Origin of the sequence: Rhodococcus sp. 14-2496-1d, assembly GCF_002259365.1 — a bacterium.
Taxonomy (GTDB): Bacteria; Actinomycetota; Actinomycetes; order Mycobacteriales; family Mycobacteriaceae; genus Rhodococcoides.
This window is the reverse complement of sequence record NZ_NPFV01000003.1, coordinates 128,331-150,165: the sequence shown is the minus strand read 5'-3', so window position 1 is coordinate 150,165 and position 21,835 is coordinate 128,331. Positions and strand designations below refer to the sequence as shown.

Annotated in this window: 1 protein-coding gene; it reads left to right on the top strand. The window is 66.4% G+C overall.

Annotated features, from left to right (window positions below):
• The first annotated feature begins 34 nt into the window (after positions 1 to 34).
• Positions 35 to 21,808 (top strand): non-ribosomal peptide synthetase, encoded by a 21,774-nt coding sequence (locus CH296_RS01475; RefSeq protein WP_094683850.1) that lies wholly within the window; start codon positions 35 to 37, stop codon positions 21,806 to 21,808.
• The last annotated feature ends 27 nt before the right edge of the window (positions 21,809 to 21,835 follow it).

The following is a 21,835-nucleotide window of genomic DNA, read 5'->3' as shown; positions in this document are numbered from 1 at the left end:
TTGTGCACGTGGATCGATCAGGAGGAAAAGTTAGATGGCGGTAGGACGTCGAAGCGATGCAGCTCTGACGGTCGAGGACCTTCCGCGCTTGGTTCGGAGCGTTGCAGCGGTCGAACCCGACCGCGTGGCTCTCACGCACCTCGGTACGGAACTGACCTACGCCCGCCTGGACGAGGAGATCACCACCCTCGACGCGGCCATGGGAGGCGTCCTCGGCCCCGACGCGCTGGTCCCGGTCGTGCTGTCCAACACCCTCGCGGGCCTGATCGAGGCCACCGAAGGTGGTCTGGACTCGGTCGTGTCGACCGTCGTCACCGATGCTGTGTCCGTTCTCGGTGCCGTTGATTCGACGTCGAGTTCTGCCGATCCCGAAGCCACCACGCTGTACGCGCTGTTCGCCGATCAGGCCGAGCGCACCCCGGACGCACCTGCGCTGGTCTTCGGCGACGAGACTCGCACCTACGCCGAGTTCGCCGCTTCCGTCGAGCGTCTCGCCAGGGTACTGATCGCACAGGGTGTCGGCCCCGATTCAGCGGTGGGACTGTCGATCCGTCGATCGTTCGATCTGCTGGTGGGCATGTACGCGATCTCCGCAGCAGGCGGGGCATACGTTCCGCTGGACCCGGACCATCCGGTCGATCGACTCGGGTACGTTCTCGACATCGCGAACCCGGTCCTCGTTCTGACGACCACGACGGACATGCCTCGGTTGCCCGAGGGCACCGTCACCGTTCTCGTCGACGACGTCGACCTGACCGAGGTGCCGGAAGGGCGGATCACCGATGCCGACCGGCGCGGAGCCCTGACCGAGGACGACCTCGCCTACGTCATCTTCACCTCCGGTTCGACGGGACGTCCGAAGGGCGTGGCGGTGAGCCATCGGGCCATCGTCGCCAACATCTCCTGGCGTCAGCGCGAATATGCGATGAGCACCGACGACGTCGTGCTGCAGAAGACACCGTTCACGTTCGACGTATCGGTGTGGGAGTTCTTCTGGCCGTTGCAGATCGGTGCCACGCTCGTGATCGCCGAGCCCGAGGGCCACCGCGACCCCGCCTACCTCGCCCGCGTCATCGGCGAGCGCAGCGTGAGCGTGACGCACTTCGTCCCGTCCATGCTCTCGGTGTACGTCGCCGAACCCACTGCTGCGCAGGCCGATTCGCTCCGAATGGTGTTCGCCTCCGGCGAGGCACTCCCGGCGCGCACCGTCAACGCGTTCCACTCCATCTCGAACGCGGAACTGCACAATCTGTACGGGCCGACGGAAGCGGCCGTCGATGTCACGTACTACCGAACCCAACAGGTGGAAGAAGCCTCGGTTCCCATCGGCGCTGCCGTCGACGACACCGACCTCTACGTGCTCGACGAAGGACTGCGGCGATCGCCCCGCGGAGTCGAGGGTGAGCTCTATCTCGCGGGCGTGCAGCTCGCTCGCGGATACCTCGGACGCACCGACCTGACCGCCGACCGGTTCGTGGCCGACCCGTTCGGTGAGCCGGGTGACCGCATGTACCGCACCGGTGACCTGGTGCGCCGACGCGGCGACGGCCTCATCGAGTACATCGGGCGCACCGACTTCCAGATCAAGCTGCGCGGCCTGCGCATCGAGCTGGGCGAAATCGAATCGGCGCTGCTCGCCGAGCCCGAGGTGACTCAGGCGGCCGTGCTGCTCCATTCGTCCGAGCAGTCGGAACAGCAGCTCGTCGGATACGTCGTCAGCACCGATCCCGATCTCGATCACGACGGCCTCGCGGACGCGGTGCGACGGCGCATGCCGGAATACATGGTGCCGTCGGTGTTCGTCGTCCTGGACGAGTTTCCGCTGAACGCGAGCGGCAAACTCGACCGAAAAGCGCTGCCTGCGCCCGATTTCGCATCGCAGGTGCAGGAATACCGCGCACCGAGCACCGAGACCGAGACCGCGTTGGTCTCGATCTTCGAGACCGTGCTCGGTATCGAACGCATCGGTGTCGACGACGACTTCTTCGCACTCGGCGGCAACTCCCTCAACGCCACCCGCGTGATCGCGCGGGTCAACGCCGAACGTGGTTCGGCCGTCGACGTCCGTGCCTTCTTCGACGCTCCGACCGTTGCCGAACTCGCCGCGGCCGTTGACGCGTCGGATTCGACCGGCCACCGCATTCCGTTGACCGCGCAGCCGGATCACGACCACGTCCCGCTGTCGCTGGCTCAGCAGCGCATGTGGTTCCTCAACAGATTCGAGCCCGAATCTGCCGTCAACAACATCCCGGTCGCCCTGACCCTGTCCGGTGCACTCGACCTCACGGCGCTGCGTGCCGCGCTCGCCGACGTTCTCGATCGGCACGAGTCGCTGCGCACCGTGTTCCCGGACCGCGACGGCGTCGGCTACCAGCACGTACTCGCATCCGATTCGGCAACAGTCGAACTGGAGATCTCGGCGGCGGACGAGGCGGAGCTTCCCGCCACCCTGCTCGAGTTCGCTCTACGCCCGTTCGACCTGTCGGTGCAGCTACCCTTCCGGACATTGCTGCTCGCGTTGTCGGACACCGAGCACGTGCTCGCGTTCGTGGTCCACCACATCGCCGCCGACGGATTCTCCATGGGTCCGCTCACTCGCGACGTGGTGACGGCCTACGTTGCCCGCTCGAACGGCCACGACCCGCAGTGGACGCCGCTCGAGGTGCAGTACGCCGACTTCACGCTGTGGCAGAGAAAGGTTCTCGGCAACGAGGACGACCCCGAGTCGGTGCTCTCGGCTCAGCAGGAATATTGGCGCGGACGCCTCGGCGGAGCGCCCGACCAACTGGAACTGCCGACCGACCGGCCCCGTCCTGCCGTCGCCACCACCCGAGGTGGCACGTACAAGTTCGAGATCGATGCAGACCTGGTTCTCTCGCTCGAGAAGCTCGGCCGTGCACACGGTGCGACCACCTTCATGGTCGTGCACGCCGCACTGGCGATTCTGCTCGCCAAACTCTCTGCCAGCGAGGACATCTCGATCGGAACACCGGTGGCCGGACGTGGCGACGCAGTGCTCGACAACGTCATCGGTATGTTCGTCAACACCCTGGTTCTGCGCACCGCCGTCGAATCGGACGCGACGTTCGAGGACTTCCTGCGTGAGGTGAGAGGCGTCGACCTCGCGGCGTTCTCGCACGCCGACGTGCCGTTCGAGAAGCTGGTCGACGCGTTGGCTCCGGCGCGGTCGCAGGCCCGCCATCCGCTGTTCCAGGTGATGCTCACGTTCCAGAATCTCGACCAGACCTCGGTGGAGATCCCGGGTCTTCGCGTTGCCGCACTCGACTACGAGGCGGATCTGGCGAAGTTCGACCTGCAGGTGACGTTGTGGAATTCGATTGCCGCAGAAGGCGAGCCGTCGGGTCTGACCGTGGCGCTGACCTACGCCGCCGACCTCTTCGACGAATCCACTATGGCCGAATTCGGTCGGCGGTTCGAGCGGATTCTGGCAGCGATCACCGACTCGCCCACGGCCACGATCGGTGACATCCACTTGATCGACCCGGCCGAGCGCACGTCCATTCTCGCGCTCGGTGCCGGAGAGGCGTCCGAAATCGATTCGGGCACAACGCTGGTCGACCTGTTCGATCGTCAGGTGGCCGAGACTCCGGATGCGCAGGCGTTGGTGTTCGAGGGTGAGCGGTTGACGTATGCGGAGTTCGCGGGGCGTGCGAATCGTCTTGCGCGACTTCTGGTGTCGGTGGGGGTTGGTCCTGATTCGCTGGTGGGGCTCGCGATCGGGCGGAGTCTGGACCTGTTCGTGGGTATGTATGCGATCGTGAAGGCCGGTGCGGGGTACGTGCCGATCGATCCGTCGCAGCCGGTGGATCGTAACGAGTACATCGTGGCGACGGCGGCTCCGGTTCGGGTGTTGTCGACGACGCGTGATCATGTGGAGTTCGCGGGGGTCGAGACGGTCGATATCGACGCTGTCGATGTGTCGGGTCTGTCGCCGTTGCCGTTGTCCGATGCCGAGCGCACGGCTCCGTTGCGGGCGTCGAATCTCGCGTATGTGATCTTCACGTCGGGTTCGACGGGTCGTCCGAAGGGTGTGGGGGTTTCGCACGCGGCGATCGTGAATCGGTTGTTGTGGATGCAGCACGAGTACGGGTTGAGCGCCGGGGATGTGGTGTTGCAGAAGACTCCGTCGACGTTCGATGTGTCGGTGTGGGAGTTCTTCTGGGCGTTGCAGAACGGTGCGTCGGTGGCCATCGCTGTTCCGGATGGTCATCGGGATGCGTTGTATCTGCTCGATGTGATTGCTCGTGAGCATGTGTCGGTGGTGCACTTCGTGCCGTCGATGATGTCGGTGTTCGTACCCGAAGCTCGGCGCGCACCGCACGCTGCCGAATCGCTCCGCCTGGTCTTCGCCTCCGGCGAAGCGCTTCCCCCCACGACAGCGCATGCGTTGCGCGCTGCCCTGCCACAACTGTCACTGCACAACCTGTACGGCCCGACCGAGGCTGCGGTCGACGTGACCTATCACGCGGTCACGGACGAGGACTCGGAAGTCATGCCCATCGGTGCGCCGGTGTGGAACACCTCTGTCTACGTGCTCGACTCGCACCTGGTTCCGGTACCGGCAGGGGTGACCGGCGAGCTCTATCTCGCAGGCACTCAGCTGGCCCGCGGCTACGTGGGACGCCCCGACCTGACCGCGGACCGCTTCGTCGCGGATCCGTTCGGACCCGGGGGTTCTCGGATGTACCGCACCGGTGACGTGGTGCGGTGGCTTCCCGATGGTGAACTGGAGTACATCGGTCGGTCGGACTTCCAGGTGAAGCTGCGCGGCCTGCGCATCGAACTCGGCGAGATCGAATCGGCATTGCTGGAACTGTCCGGCATCGAGCAAGCGGTGGTGCTGGTCCGTCGAGACCAGCTGGTGGGCTACGTCGTTCCCGCCGACGGACCGGTCGACCACAGCCAGGTCCTCGGGGCGCTGCGTGAACGATTGGCCGAGTACATGGTTCCGGCCGCACTGGTCGAACTGGCCGAGTTCCCACTCGGTGCCAGTGGCAAGCTCGACCGGAAAGCGCTGCCGGATCCGCACTTCCAGGCGACCGAGTACCGGGCTCCGACGAATCCCATGGAGGAGATCGTCGGCGAGGTGTTCGCTGCCGTTCTCGGCATCGACCGCATCGGCGTCGACGACGACTTCTTCGCCCTCGGCGGAAACTCGCTCGTCGCAACCCGGGTCGCCTCGCGGCTGGGTACCGAGTTGCGCACGACCGTGCCCGTCCGCGTGATGTTCGAGGCCAGTACCGTTGCGGCCCTGGCGGCAGCATTGGAAAGCCATGTCGGAAACGGGACTTCGGCACCGTTGGTGCCGCAGGAGCGCCCCGAGCAGATCCCGCTCTCCCTGGCACAGCAGCGGATGTGGTTCCTGAACCGCTTCGAGCCCGAATCCGCCGTCAACAACATTCCGGTGGCCATCCGGCTCTCCGGTGCGCTGAACGTCTCCGCGCTGCAGTCCGCAGTCACCGATGTCCTCGACCGACACGAAGCGCTGCGCACCGTGTACCCGAGCGTGGACGGCACCGGGCACCAGGTGGTCCTGTCCGCCGCGTCCGTCGCACCGGACCTGACCCCGATCGCCTCCTCGGCGGAACAGGTGATCGGCGACCTCGTCGCCTTCGCGTCCGAGGGCTTCGACGTGACGGAGTCGGCTCCGTTGCGCGCCAAGCTCTTCCGAATCTCGGACGACGAGTACGTGCTCGTGTTCGTGGTACACCACATCAGCGCCGACGGTTGGTCGATGGGTCCGCTGACCCGCGACGTCATGACTGCGTACGTGGCCCGAGTGGCCGGAGACTCTCCCGCGTGGACACCACTGGCGGTGCAGTACGCCGACTTCGCCGTATGGCAGCGTGACGTTCTCGGAGACGACACCGAACCGGGCAGCCTGATGGCAACGCAGGCCGACTACTGGCGTACTGCACTGGCGGATCTGCCGAGCGAGCTGACCTTGCCGTACGACCGGCCCCGTCCGGCGGTGCAGTCGTACGAGGGCGGGCGATTCCAGTTCGACATCGATGCCGAGGTGCACGAGTCGCTGACCGAGCTGGCCAAGTCGACCGGAACCACGTTGTTCATGGTCGTCCACGGTGCCCTCGCCCTGTTCCTGGCGCGGATGTCGACCTCCGACGACGTCGCCGTCGGTACGGCCGTGGCCGGACGAGGCGAGGCAGTACTCGACGACGTGATCGGCATGTTCGTCAACACGTTGGTGCTGCGCACGAAGGTCGACCGAAGCCGAGGATTCACCGAACTGCTGGCACAGATCCGTGACGTGGACCTCGAGGCGTTTGCGCACGCGGACATCCCGTTCGAGCGACTGGTCGATCTGCTCGAGCCCGAACGGTCGACGGCGCGTCATCCGCTGTTCCAGGTGGCGATCGCCTTCGAGAACCTCCCGCCGAGCCACTTCGAGCTTCCGGGACTCACGGTCTCCGCCGTGGACGTCGAGGTCGACACCGCCAAGTTCGACCTGTCGTTGACCCTGCACGAGAAGCCCGGTGGAGCCGGTCTCGCGGCCAGCTTCGTCTATGCGCGAGATCTGTTCGACGAGAAGACGATCGAAGTGTTCTCGCGCCGATTCCGGTGGTTGCTCGACGCGGTTGCCACCACACCGGACGTTCCGGTCGGCGACCTGTCGATTCTCTACGACGACGAGTACGACCGCCTCACACACGTGCACGGTGACGACGTGCTGGCCGGCGGCACCCTGGCCGAGATACTCACGGCCGGAGCCGCCCTCGATCCGTCGGCCGTGGCCATCAGGTACGAGGGACGATCGATCTCCTACGCCGAACTCGACGCGACCTCCTCCCAGCTCGCACGCGTTCTCATCGAACGCGGTGCGGGCCCCGAATGCGTTGTGGCACTCGCATTTCAACGCTCCTACCTCATGGTGCTGGCGGTGTGGGCAGTGGCGAAGTCGGGTGCGGCCCACCTGCCCGTCGATCCCACGTATCCGGAGGACCGAATCGGGCACATGATCGCCGACTCCGGTGCCATGCTCGGTCTGACCACCAGCGCGCATTCGGATGCGCTGTCCGCCGGACACCCGAGTCTTCCGTGGTCGAGCCTCGACGACGACGAGTTCGTGGCCGAGGTCCGCACCCGGTCCGCCGAGCCGGTCACCGACGCCGACCGACTGCGGCCCGTCACGTTCCAGAACCCGGCCTACGTCATCTACACCTCCGGCTCGACGGGTAAGCCGAAGGGCGTCGTCGTCACGCACGCCGGACTCGGCGGTGTTCTCGACGCAGCAACCGACCTGTACCACCTGAAACCGGCCTCGAGGTTCCTGCACGTCTGCTCGCCCAACTTCGATCCTTCGGTCCTGGAATGGATGGCAGCGTTCTCCGTCGGTGCGACGTTGGTGGTCGTGCCTGCGTCGATTCTCGGCGGCACCGAGCTGTCCGAACTGCTGAAGGCGGAGAAGGTCACCCACACCATCATCACCCCGGCAGTTCTGGGCACGATGGATCCGCACGGTATCGACTCGCTCGAAGTGCTCTCGGTCGGCGGCGATGTGACCACTCCCGAGCTGCTCGCCCGATGGGCACCGGGCCGAAAGTACTTCAACGGATACGGGCCGACCGAGACGACGATCATCTCGAGCTTCGCCGAGTTGACGCCCGGCGCACCGATCACCATCGGTCGACCCATCCACGGCATGTCCGTGCTCATCCTCGATTCCCGACTCGAACCGGTGCCGACCGGTGTTGCGGGTGACCTCTATCTGTCGGGCGGTGCGCTCGCTCGCGGCTATCTCGGTAGGCCCGGTCTGTCTTCCGAGCGCTTCGTGGCCAACCCGTACGGCATCGACGGCGCACGGATGTACCGCACCGGCGACGTGGTGCGGTGGACGGACGACCTGCAGCTGCAGTTCGTGGGACGCACCGATTTCCAGGTGAAGGTGCGCGGATTCCGCATCGAGCTCGGCGAGATCGACTCGGCGCTCGCCGCCGATCCCAGCGTCGATTTCGCAGTGACAGTGGGTCATCTGCTTCCCTCCGGCGTCACGACTCTCGTGTCCTACGTTCTGCCCGTGCGCGGCAGCGTGATCGATGTCGAGGAACTCGCCGCCTTCGTCGGAAAGTCATTGCCGGGGTACATGATTCCGGCGTCCATCGTGGTTCTCGATACGATCCCGCTGACCCCGGTCGGCAAGCTCGACCGGACCGCACTACCTGCCCCGGTGTTCGAGGCCGGTCGGTTCAGGGCACCCACCACCGCGGTCGAGGAGACCGTCGCGGATGTGTTCGCCGGTGTGCTCGGTATCGACCGGGTGGGGCTCGACGACGACTTCTTCGCACTCGGCGGAAACTCGTTGATCGCAACGCAGGTCGTCTCGCGGCTCGGCGCGGCTCTGGACACCGTGGTGCCGGTACGGGCCCTGTTCGAGAGCCCGACCGTTGCGGCGCTGGCGGCGCACGTGGAGACAGCCGTCGGGTCCGGTTCGAGGGCGACACTGGCACCGAGACCGCGTCCGGAACGCCCGCCCCTGTCGTCGGCCCAGCAGCGCTACTGGTTCCTGAACCGGTTCGACACCACGTCGTCGGTGGACAACATCCCGTTCGCGGTGCGGCTGTCGGGTGACCTCGACGTCGCGGCGTTGCACTCGGCCGTTCTCGACGTTCTCGAACGTCACGAATCGCTGCGGACGCAGTACCCCGATTCGCCCGAAGGCCCGTACCAGCAGGTACTTCCGGCCGCCGAGGTCTCCTTGGACCTGACCGTCCGCGACCTGTCCGCCGGTGAGCAGGACGATGTCGCGGCGGTCGTCGGGGAATTCTTCCGACGCGGCTTCGACGTCACCGCCGAGGTGCCGGTCGATGCCCGACTGTTCCGCGTCGCCGATGCCGAGTACGTTCTGGCATTCGTCGTTCACCACGTCTCGGCGGACGGTGCCTCGATGGGCCCGTTGGCAGTGGACATCATGACTGCGTACACCGCGCGCTCGACCGGTAGCGCGCCGGACTGGGAACCGCTCCCCGTGCAGTACGTCGACTTCGCCTTGTGGCAGCGTGACGTACTCGGTTCCGAATCCGATCCCGATTCACTTGCCGCCCGGCAGGTTTCGTTCTGGAAGCAGGCTCTGGCCGACCTGCCGGATCAGCTGGCGCTTCCCGCCGATCGCCCACGCCCGCCGAGCCAGAGCTTCCGTGGCGACACGGTGCGTTTCACCGTCGACGCGGGACTGCACCAGGGTCTCGCCGAACTTGCACGCGCACATCGGTCCACGTTGTTCATGGTCGTGCACTCGGCGTTCGCGGTGTTCCTGGCCAAGCTCTCCGGTTCCGAGGACATCGCCATCGGCAGCCCCATCGCCGGCCGCGGCGAGCGTGCCCTCGATCCCATGATCGGAATGTTCGTCAACACGTTGGTGTTCCGGTCGACGGTCGAGCCGTCGATGACGTTCGAGGAGCTGCTCGCGCAGTCGCGCGAGCGTGACCTGTCCGCATTCGCGCATGCGGACGTGCCGTTCGAGCGCCTCGTCGAGGTGCTCAACCCGGTCCGTTCGACCGCCCGCAACCCGTTGTTCCAGATCGGCCTGAGTTTCCAGAACCTCGCCGATTCGACGTTCGAGCTCCCCGGGTTGACGGTCAGTGCGGTCGACGCCGACACGACGACGGCCAAGACCGATCTGCAGCTGTCGATATCGGACCAGTACGAATCGGACGGTTCACCGGCCGAGTTGGCGGCCGAATTCAGTTACGCCACAGACCTGTTCGACCGATCGACCATCGACGGTTTCGTCGAGCGATTCGTCGAGGTGCTGCGGGCCGTGGCGAACGACCCCTCGGTCGTCGTCGGGGATCTCGATGTCCTCACAGCGACCGAACGCAACACCATCGTGCACGAATGGAACGACACCGCGCATCCGGTCGACTCCGATCCGACCCTGGCGGCACTGTTCGACCGTCGGGTGCAGGCGGACCCGGACGCGATCGCGCTGATCGACGCGCGGCAATCGCTGACCTACCGTGAGTTCGACGCACGGATCAACCGGCTTGCGCGGGTCCTGATCGCTTCGGGGGTCGGCCCCCAGGTGACCGTGGCCCTGGCAATCCGCAGGTCCGTCGAGTTGCTGGTGGCCATGTACGCAGTCACCAAGGCCGGCGGCGCGTACGTGCCGATCGACCCCGATCAGCCCGCCGAGCGGAACACCTACATCCTCGAGGTCGCCGCTCCGGCGCTGGTGCTCAGCACCGCCGGTGTCGACATCGACACCGCAACGGTGCCGGTCGTGTCGATCGACACCGACCCCAGGCTGCACGATTCGGATGCGGCGTTGTCCGATGCGCCCGTCACCGACGCCGAGCGCATCGCTCCGCTGCGCGCCGCCAACACCGCGTACGTCATCTTCACGTCCGGATCGACCGGTCGACCCAAGGGCGTCGCGGTGAGCCACCGCGCGATCGTCAACCAGTTGCTCTGGCAGGCAGAGCATTACGGAATCGACAGCACCGACCGGGTGCTGCTCAAGACCGCAGCGACGTTCGACCTGTCCGTCTGGGAATTCTGGGTGGCGACGATCTCCGGCGGTGCCGTCGTGATCGCCGAGGCCGGTGCACAGGGTGATGCGGCCTATCTGGTGGACCTGATCGCCCAACGATCGGTCACCACGCTGCACACCGTGCCCTCCGTGCTCGACGCCCTCGTCGCCGCGTCGGCGGGATCACTTCCCGAGAGTCTGAAGAGGATCCTGGCGATCGGTGAGGCGCTTCCGGTGGCGACCGCAGACCGCGCACTGCGTGCCTCCACCGCGCGACTGGACAACCTGTACGGCCCGACGGAAGCCGCTGTGTCGGTGACCGCACATCGCGTCGCCCGGACGAGCGGCACCTCCGTACCCATCGGTGAACCCGAATGGAACACTCGGGTCTACGTCCTGGACTCACGCCTGGCACCGGTACCGGTTGGCGTGGCAGGCGAGCTCTATCTCGCGGGCGTGCAGCTGGCCGAGGGCTACGTCGCTCGGCCGGACCTGACCGCGGAGCGCTTCGTGGCCGACCCGTTCACTCCGGGCGGACGGCTGTACCGCACCGGCGACCTCGTCACCTGGCGCAAGGACGGCCAACTCGAGTACGTCGGCCGAACCGACTTCCAGGTCAAGATCCGTGGATTCCGCATCGAACTCGGTGACATCGATGCTGCACTGGGGTCGCTGAGCGAGGTCGGCGACGTTGCGGTGCTTGCACTCGACGACACCGGACTCGGCGCCCGGCTCGTGGCCTACGTTGTGCCCGCTGCCGGTGCCACGGTGGACCCCGACGGGCTGCGCTCGGCTCTGTCCGGCCGGCTGCCGTCGTACATGGTTCCGTCGGCTTTCGTGATCCTCGATGCATTGCCTCGCAACGCCAACGGGAAGCTGGACCGAAAAGCGTTGCCGGAGCCGCAGTTCGAGACCGTACAGTTCCGCGCACCGACCAACCCGGTCGAAGAGGCAGTGGCGACGGTGTTCGCCGAGGTGCTCTCGGTGGAACGCGTCGGTCTGGACGACGACTTCTTCGCGCTCGGCGGCAACTCGCTGATCGCGACCCAGGTGGTCTCCCGACTGGGAGCCGCGCTCGACACTCAGGTGCCGGTGCGATCGATATTCGAGTCGCCGACCGTTCTCTCGCTCGCCCGTGCCGTCGAATCCAAGGTGGGCACCGGTGCACGACGGGCCCTCACGGCACGTCCGCGGCCCGACGTGGTTCCGCTGTCGATGGCGCAGCAGCGCATGTGGTTCCTGAGCCAGTTCGATCCGACCTCTGCCGTGAACAACATTCCGGTGGCAATTCGGTTGTCCGGCAATATCGATGCCGATGCTCTGTCGAGTGCCGTCCTCGATGTGATCGCACGCCACGAAATTCTGCGCACCGTCTACCCGGAGGTCGACGGACGAGGCAGTCAGGTGGTTCTCGGTACCGCCGAGGCGGGCGTGACGGTGGCCGTCGACGACGTCGATGCCGGCTCCGTGGAGCAGGTCCTGCGAACCTTCGTCTCGGCCGGATTCGACGTGACCCGTGCCGTTCCGGTTCGGGTCCGGATTCTGCGGCTGAGCGAGTCCGAGTACGTACTGGCGTTCGTGGCGCACCACATCGCCGCGGATGGATTCTCGATGGGGCCGCTGACCCGGGACGTCATGCTCGCCTACACCGCCCGCGTAGCGGGGGAGAGTCCGCAGTGGGCACCACTTGCCGTGCAGTACGCGGACTACACCCTGTGGCAGCGGGACGTCCTCGGTTCGGCGGACGACCCCGAGTCGCCACTGGCAGCTCAGTTGGCGTACTGGACGGCGGTCCTCGCGGGAGCGCCGGCGCAGCTCGATCTGGCCACCGACCGTCCACGGCCCGCCGTGGCGTCGTATCGTGGTGCGGCGTACAACTTCTCGATCGATGCGGCCCTGCAGTCGAACATCGCCCGCCTCGCTCGATCCGCCAATGCGACCGACTTCATGGTGGTGCACACCGCCCTGGCCGTATTGCTGTCTTCGATGGCGGGAACCGACGACGTCACGATCGGAACCCCGGTGGCAGGCCGAGGCGACGCCGATCTGGACGGACTCGTCGGCATGTTCGTCAACACGCTCGCGCTGCGTACCGGGGTGAACCCGGCGGCGTCGTTGCGCGAGCAACTGGCGCTCGTCCGAGACGCCGATCTCGGTGCCTTCGGGCATGCCGACGTGCCGTTCGAGCGGCTCGTCGACGAGCTGGCACCGGACAGGTCTCAGGCCAGGCATCCGATCTTCCAGGTCATGCTGACCTTCCAGAACCTCGAACGGCAGACGTTGACGCTGCCCGAGCTCGTTGTCGAGGGAATAGACCTCGGCAGCGCGTTCGCCAAGTTCGATCTGCAGGTCACACTGTGGGAGAACGTCGACGAATCCGGCGCTCCCGCCGGTATCGACGTCCAATTCGATTACGCCACAGATCTGTTCGACGAGTCGACCATGAGTTCGCTCGCGCGTCGCCTGGTGCGCGTTCTCGGCACTCTCGTCGACGACCCGGATCGCGTGGTCGGTGACGTCGACATTCTCGAGGACGGTGAGCGCTCGCGCGTCCTGGAGGAGTGGAACGCGACCGGGCACGAGGTGGATGCCGCGGCGACGCTGGTGTCCCTGTTCGAGTCCCGGGTTGCGGCGAGCCCGGAGAACATCGCGACGAGCTTCGGCGACGAACGGGTGAGCTATCGCGAGTTCTCGGACCGCGTGAACGCACTGGCGCGAGTTCTCGTCTCGGAAGGGGTGGGCCCGGAAACCGTCGTGGCGACCGCCATGCGGCGATCGGTCGACATGCTGGTGGGCATCTATGCGGTGCTCACCGCCGGTGGTGCCTACGTTCCGGTCGATCCGGATCTGCCCTCCGAACGAATCGGGTACATCCTCGACACCGCGGCACCGGTGGTCCTGCTCACGACCGAGCGAGACGGCACCGAACTCCGATCCGATGTCACCCGAATCCTGGTCGACGCCGTCGACACCACAGGTGTGTCCGCTGCACCGATGACCGACGCCGAGCGGATCGCACCGCTGCGGCCCGCCGACATCGCCTACGTCATCTTCACGTCTGGATCGACCGGTCGCCCCAAGGGTGTCGCGGTGAGCCACGAGTCGATCGTCAACCGATTGCTGTGGATGCAGGCGGAGTACTCACTCACCGAGAGCGACAAGGTGTTGCAGAAGACGCCGGTCACGTTCGACGTGTCGGTGTGGGAGCTGTTCTGGCCGTTGCAGATCGGTGCCGAGCTCGTGATCGCCGAACCCGACGGTCATCGGGATCCGATCTACCTGGTGAACACCGTCGCCGAACGCGGTATCACCGTTGCCCACTTCGTGCCCTCGCTGCTCGCGGTGTTCGCCGCCGCCGACGGCGTCTCGAAGTGCACCGGTTTGCGTGCGGTCTTCGCCTCCGGCGAGGCGCTGCCTGCCTCGGTCGCGTCGGCCCTGCGCGCTGCACTGCCGACCACCGAGCTGCACAACCTGTACGGCCCGACCGAGGCCGCAGTCGACGTGACCTACCACCGCGTGGTGCCGGCCGACATCGCGTCGGTCCCCATCGGCGCTCCGGTCTGGAACACCCGAGTCACCGTGCTCGATGCACGCCTGCACCCGGTTCCGGTCGGGGTACCCGGGGAGCTGTATCTCGCCGGGGTTCAACTCGCCCGTGGATATCTGGGGCGTGCTGACCTCACCGCGGACCGGTTCGTCGCCGACCCGCACGGCACTGCCGGGTCGAGGATGTACCGCACCGGAGACCTGGTTCGGTGGACCGCCGACGGTGAGCTCGAATACCTCGGTCGCACCGACTTCCAGGTCAAGCTGCGCGGACTGCGGATAGAGCTGGGCGAGATCGAGGCCGCGCTGACGGCACACCCGTCCGTCGACCAGGCGGTGGTCCTCGTGCGTCGGACGCCGTCGGCCGGTGAAATCCTGGTGGGCTACCTCGTGGCCGCTGCCGGGGCGACGATCGACGCCGACGCGGTCACCGCTGCCGTCGCCGCATCGGTGCCCGAGTACATGGTTCCCGCCGGTCTCGTGACTCTCGACGCCTTGCCGCTCGGCCCGAACGGCAAGCTCGACCGACGAGCACTACCGGAACCGGAGTTCGGAAGCGACGCCGAATACCGCACCGCCAGTACCGATACCGAACGCATCATCGCGGAGGTCTTCGCGGACGTGCTCGGGCTCGACACCGTCGGCGTCGACGATTCGTTCTTCGCGCTCGGGGGCGACAGTATCGTCTCCATCCAGCTGGTCTCCCGCGCGAAGGCGCGGGGAATCCAATTCGGGCCACGAGATGTGTTCGAGCGCAAGACCGTCGCGGGTCTCGCCGAGATCGCGGTGACCGTCGGCGAAGGCAGCGACGCGGTCGTGCTCGAGGAACTCGACGGCGGTGGAATCGGCTGGATGCCGTTGCCGCCGTTCGGTGCCGCACTGATGGAGCGCAGTGGGGGCCGGTCGCGCTTCCACCAGGCCGTCACGCTCGAACTGCCGATCGGCATAGACCGAGCCGGAATTCTCGCGACGCTGAACGCCGTGATCGATCGACACGACGTGGTGCGCTCCACCCTGGTCCACGACGACCGTGGGTGGGGGCTCGACGCTGCGGCACCGGGGAGTGTCGACGCGGGCTCATTGCTGACCGTGGCCGACACGGATTCCGCTGCAACGGCATTCGATTCCGCTGTCGGAACCCTCGACCCCGAGGCCGGGCGCATGCTGGCCTTCGTATGGGTCGATCACGGTCCCACCGAAGCAGGCACGCTCTCCGTCATCGCCCATCACCTCGTGATCGACGGAGTGTCCTGGCGAATCCTGATCCCCGACTTCGTCTCCGCGTGGGCACGGTTGTCCGCGGGAGCGAACCCGGCTCTTCCCGAGGTGGGAACGTCGATGCGGCGGTGGACGCATGCGTTGGTCGATGCGGCCTCGAGCCAGGCGCGCCTGGCGGAACTGCCGATGTGGCGTCGGATCGCCGACACCGAGGACCCCGTTCTCGGCGAGCGTCCCTTCGATCCTGCACTCGACGTCGTTGCCACCCTCGACAGGGTCGATGTCGAACTGACACCCGAGGTGACCCGCAGTCTGTTGACGACCGTGCCGGAGATCTTCCGCGGTGGCGTCGCCGACGGGTTGCTCGCCGGGTTGGCGCTCGCGGTCACGAAACTGCGTGCGGAGCACGGAATGTCGGCACCGGCCACGCTGGTGCAGCTCGAAGGGCACGGCCGCGAGGAAGCAGTGGTGCCTGGAGCCGATCTGGGACGCACCGTCGGCTGGCTGACCAGCCTGTTCCCGGTGCGCCTCGACCTGACCGGTATCGACGTCGATGCCGCATTCGCCGGTGGCCGGCAATTGAGCGAGGCGGTCAAGGCGGTCAAGGAGCAGATGCTGGAGCTGCCCGAGCGAGGAATGGGCTGGGGACTGTTGCGGTACCTCAACCCCGAGACCGCAGCGGAGCTCTCCGAACTCGGCACCGGCCAGATCAGCTTCAACTACCTCGGACGCGTCAACACCGGCGAGGTGCCGGACGAGATGAAGGCGCTCGGATGGCTACCCGCAGCGGACAACGAGCTGTCGGCGGCCGGTGACGCCGACATGGCTGCCAACAAGACCGTCGACATCAATGCGATCGTCCTCGACACCGACGACGGCGGCGTACTGAGTGCGTCGTTCGCATTCCCGACCGGAGCGGTGACCGAGGCGACCGTCGAGCGGCTCGCGCAGCTGTGGTCGGACGCGTTGACCGCGCTCGCAGCGCATGCCGAGGCCCCCGGTTCGGGTGGCCTGACGCCGTCGGACGTGCCGCTGGTTCGGCTCTCACAGTCCGACATCTCGTCCTTCGAGGCGCGGTACCCGGAGCTGACGGACATCTGGTCGCTGTCGCCGCTGCAGCAGGGACTGCTCTTCCACGCACTGTTCGCGGACGCGTCGATCGACGTCTACACGATGCAGGTGGTGCTCGACCTCGCCGGTGACGTCGACGACGATCGCCTGCACCGCGCGGCGCAGACACTCCTGGACCGGTACGACAATCTACGGACGTCCTTCACCGCGACCGCGGACGGCGAGACGGTGCAGATCGTCCAGCGAAATGTTCGGCTGCCCTGGAACACGATCGATCTGTCCCATCTCGACGGACCCGAACGCGACGCTGCCGTGGCCGACGCTCTGGCCGCGGATCAGCGTCGACACTTCGATGTCTCCACCGCGCCGCTGTTGCGATTCCTGCTCGTCAGGATCACGCCGACCACGTACAAGCTCGCGATGACCAATCATCACGTGTTGCTCGACGGATGGTCGTTGCCGCTGGTGATGAAGGAACTGTTGTACCTGTACGCGGCGCAGAGCTCCACCGAGTCGCTGCCTCGGGTGCGGACGTATCGCTCGTACCTGGCGTGGCTCGATCAACAGGACCCGGCTGCGTCTCTGAGCGCGTGGACTCGGGCACTGGACGGTGTCGAGGAACCGACCTTCGTCGCTCCGCCGAGTGTCGGACGAGAGATCTCGTCGAGATCGGCCGAGGCGGAGTCGTCGACCGATGTCGAGACCACTGCGGCGCTCGTAGCGCTCGGTGGCAGGCTCGGCGTCACCGTCAACACTCTGGTGCAGGCGGCGTACGGTCTGCTGGTCGCTCACATCACCGGACGAACCGACGTCGTGTTCGGTGCAACGGTTTCCGGTCGGCCCGCAGGTCTGCCGGGCGTGGAGTCGATGATCGGGCTGTTCATCAACACCATTCCGGTCCGAGTGCGATTCGACCCGGCGGAGACGGTGGAGTCGTACCTCGGCCGGATCCAGGGTGAACAAGCAGATCTTCTCGACCATCACCACATGGGGCTGGTCGACATCCAGCGGGCGATCGGCGTCGGCAATCTGTTCGACACGCTGACCATCTTCGAGTCCTACCCGGTGGACGAAGCGCAACTGACGCAACAGGCCGCGGCCATCGACGGCATGACCGTCGAGGGCGTGAGCTCCAACGACAACACCCACTACCCGCTGACGCTGCTCGTCGTGGCCGAGGACCGAATCTCGTTCACGCTCAAGTACATCAGTGATCTGTTCGATCCCGCGTACATCGACTCCGTGCTGGCACGCCTGGTCGGCATACTCGAGACCTTCGTATCCGACACCACGGTCGCGGTCGGCGACATCGATCTACTCGGGGCTCGAGAACGAACCCGCGTGATCGAGACCTGGAACGACACCGCGCACGAGGTCGACGCAGGCGTCATGCTGACCGAGCAGTTCCGGGCCCGAGTGGTTGCGAATCCGGATGCGCCGGCAGTGGTGTTCGAGGACACGACCGTCACGTATGCGGAGTTCTCGGATCGGGTCGAACGCCTGGCGCGACACCTGGTGTCTCTCGGTGTCGGGCCGCAATCGCTCGTCGCACTCGGAATGCGGCGCGGGATCGACCTCATGGTCGGCATCTATGCCGTCCTCGAAGCCGGTGGTGCCTACGTGCCCATCGATCCGGACCACCCCTCGGATCGAATCGAGTACATCCTCGACACCGCGGAGCCGGTCGTCGTCCTCTCCACCAGTGGTGATCGGGCGGGTCTACCCGAGCGTTTCCCGATTCTCGAACTCGACACTCTCGACCTCACCGTTCACGCGACCGGTGCGTTGACCGACGCCGATCGACTGGCACCGGTGCGCCCGGGAAACACCGCCTACGTCATCTTCACCTCGGGATCGACGGGACGACCCAAGGGCGTTGCGGTGTCGCACCGAGCCGTCGTCAACGAGATGGCCTGGATGGTGCAGCAGTATTCGCTCGACGCGAACGATGTCTACATGCAGAAGACTGCAACGACATTCGACGTGTCGCTGTGGGGATTCTTCCTACCGCTCTGGGTCGGTGCAACGGTTGTTCTGGCCACACCGGACGGCCATCGCGATCCCGCGTACGTCGCCGATCGGATCGCTCGGCACGGCGTGACCATCACCGATTTCGTACCGTCGATGCTCACGGTGTTCGCCGCGTACGCCACAGCGGAACAGTGCCGTTCGCTTCGGCACGTGTTCGTGGTCGGCGAAGCGCTACCGCCGGAAACGGTGACCGATTTCCGAGCGATCAGCTCGGCCGGCATTCACAACCTGTACGGGCCGACCGAAGCCGCGGTGACGGTGACGTTCTGGGAGACCAGGCCGGGGGATGTCTCGACGGTTCCGATCGGTGCGCCGGAGTGGAACACCCAGGCCTACGTTCTCGACGGGCGACTGCACCCGGTGGCAGCAGGAACCGCGGGTGAGCTGTATCTGGCGGGCACCCAGCTCGCCGACGGCTATCTCGGCCGCGTCGACCTGACGATGGACCGGTTCGTGGCCAACCCGTTCGCCACCAACGGTGACCGGATGTACCGCACCGGTGACCTGGTCAGATGGCGTCCGGGCCAGGACACGGTCGGGGTGCTCGAGTACATCGGACGCACCGACTTCCAGGTCAAGTTCCGTGGCCAGCGTATAGAACTCGGCGAGATCGAGACCGCGCTGTTGACTCATCCCGACGTCAATCAGGCCACCGCGGTGGTCGCGACGACAGGTGCCGGAGATCAGCTCGTGGGCTACGTCGTTCCCGGGCCGGACCGAACGCTGGACCCGGCCGAGGTGCGCACGTTCGTCGGCGGTGCACTGCCGGCATATATGGTGCCGTCCACGGTGATGGTGCTCTCGGAGTTCCCGCTCAACACCAGTGGCAAGCTGGACCGAAAAGCATTGCCGCAACCAGTGTTCGAGGTCAAGACGTTCCGCGCTCCCGCAACTGCCGTCGAGGAGACGATCGCGCAGATCTACGCCGAACTGCTCGGCGTGGAGCGCGTCGGATCGGACGACGACTTCTTCGATCTCGGCGGCAACTCGCTCATCGCGACCCGGGTCGCCGCACGCGTCGCTGCGGCGCTCGGCAAGAAGGTCGGTGTTCGAGATCTGTTCGAGGCCTCGACCGTTGCCGCGCTCGCAGCTCGGGCCGAATCGCGTATCGACGACGCGAACGACGTGCCGTTGCGGCGACGGGCACCCGGCGGACGGGTTCCGCTCTCGCTCGCCCAGCAGCGCATGTGGGTACTCAACCGACTGGACCCCGATTCCGGGGCGTACAACATGCCGTTGGCCCTGCGTCTCCGGGGTGAATTGGACGTCGCTGCTTTGCAGGCTGCGGTGACCTCGACGGTGGAACGCCACGAGTCGCTTCGTACCCGGTATCCGGAGGACACCGATGGTTCGCCCTACCAGGAGATCATGGACGTCGAGGGTGTCGTTCCCGACCTGACGCCCGTCGATGCGCCGAGCGATGCCGACACCGCCGATCGTGTTCGCGCGATGATCCACGGCGGCTTCGATGTCACCGCGGCACCACCGATCCGCGGAGCCCTGTTCCGCACCGGCCCGGACGAGCACGTGTTCGTCATCGTCATGCACCACATCAGTGGGGACGGCGCGTCCATGACGCCCCTGGCCCGCGACGTCATGACCGCTTACCTCGCTGCAGCCTCGGGAAATGCCTACACTCCCGAACCGCTGACGGTGCAGTACGCCGACTTCGCCGTGTGGCAACGTCAGGTCCTGGGATCGGACAGCGATCCCAGCTCGATACTGTCCGAGCAGTTGGCATTCTGGGCGGACGAACTGGCCGGCATCACTCCGGTCGTGTCGCTGCCGTGGGACCGACCTCGGCCTGCCACCGCGACACTGCGCGGGGCCGGATTGAGTACCCAGCTCGACGAATCGACCCACTCCGGGCTCGTCGCCATCGCGCGCGAGAACAACGCCACCCTGTTCATGGTGCTGCACGCGGTACTCGGCGTGTTGTTGTCGAGAATGAGTGGCTCGCGCGACTTCGCGGTCGGCACACCCATCGCCGGCCGCGGGCACGAACAACTCGACGGGCTCGTCGGGATGTTCGTCAACACACTGGCGTTGCGGACGAACGTCGACCCGGACGCCACCTTCGCAGAACTGTTGAACACGCTGCGCGAGAACGACCTTCGGGCGTTCGCCAACTCCGACGTGCCGTTCGAGCGAGTGGTCGACGCCATCGCCCCGGACCGACATGCCGGGTACACCCCGCTGTTCCAGACCGTCCTGTCGGTCGAACCGCACGGCGATGCGCGCTTCGAGCTGCCGAACCTGGTGGTCGAACCCGTGAGCGGCTTCGAGCCGACGGCGAAGTTCGATCTGCAGGTGACGGTGGAGACACAGCACGCCGAAGGGGAGTCGGGGACCGGAACCCTGATCGTGGAGTGGGTGTACGCCGCCGACATCTTCGACGAGTCCACCGTGGCATCGCTGGCAGCCCGATTCGCTCGTATCGCCGAGGCCGTGGCGGCAACACCGTCTGCGATCGTCGGAGACATCGACGTACTCGATGCCGCCGAACGAGCGGTGCTGTCCGACGCGCGAGAGACCACGGATACCGGTTCGGCACCGGTTCGATCGGATCTGACACTGCCCCAGGTGCTCACCACCGCGGTCGACACCGATCCCGATGCGCCCGCACTGTCCACGGGCGGTGCCGAGACGACCTACCGTGAGCTCGACGAGCAGTCGTCGCGTCTGGCCCGCCTCCTGATCGACCACGGCGTCGGGCCGGGCGTCGTCGTCGCCGTCGCCATCGTGGACGGGGTTCAGGCCGTCGCGACGCGTTGGGCGGTCGCGAAAGCGGGAGCGGCCCTCGTTCCCGTCGATCCGGCAGATTCGGACGGTACGACCGCGTCGGTCGAGCCGACGGGCGCGACGGTTGCGGTCGTCGACGAAGACGACGTACCGGCATGGGCCGGGTCGATGACGGTCGTCCCACTCGGCCGCACCGACATCGTCGATGCGATCGCCGCCCATTCCCCGCGACCGGTGACCTACACCGATCGGACCGCGGTTCTCGGGCCCGACAGTCCGGCCCTGGTCGGGAACGACGGAACCGTCGTCGATCACGGAACCCTCGCGGCACTGGCGGCGAGAGCCGTCACCGAGTGGTCGGTCGAATACGATTCGCGGCTCGCGGTTCCCGCTCGTTTCGACTCCGCTGCGGCGGTGCTGGCCGGAGTGGTCGCGGTGACGGCAGGTGCGGCCCTGATCCTCGATCAGGCGCAGTCGGCCGAGGACGCCGCCGAGATCGTGTCCGCGGAATGGGCTACGCACGCGTTCCTCACCGCAGCAGCGATCGCTGCCCTCGAAGAGTCGGCATCCGACGATCGGGAGGATCTCGTCGCCGTCGTTTCGGTCGACGGTGACCGCCACGAGGCGATGCAGGACGGGATCCCGGTGCACCGTATGCCTGAACCGATCGGGACGGGCCGACCGATAGGCTGAGGCCAACTGCAACGCCGACCACCGCGT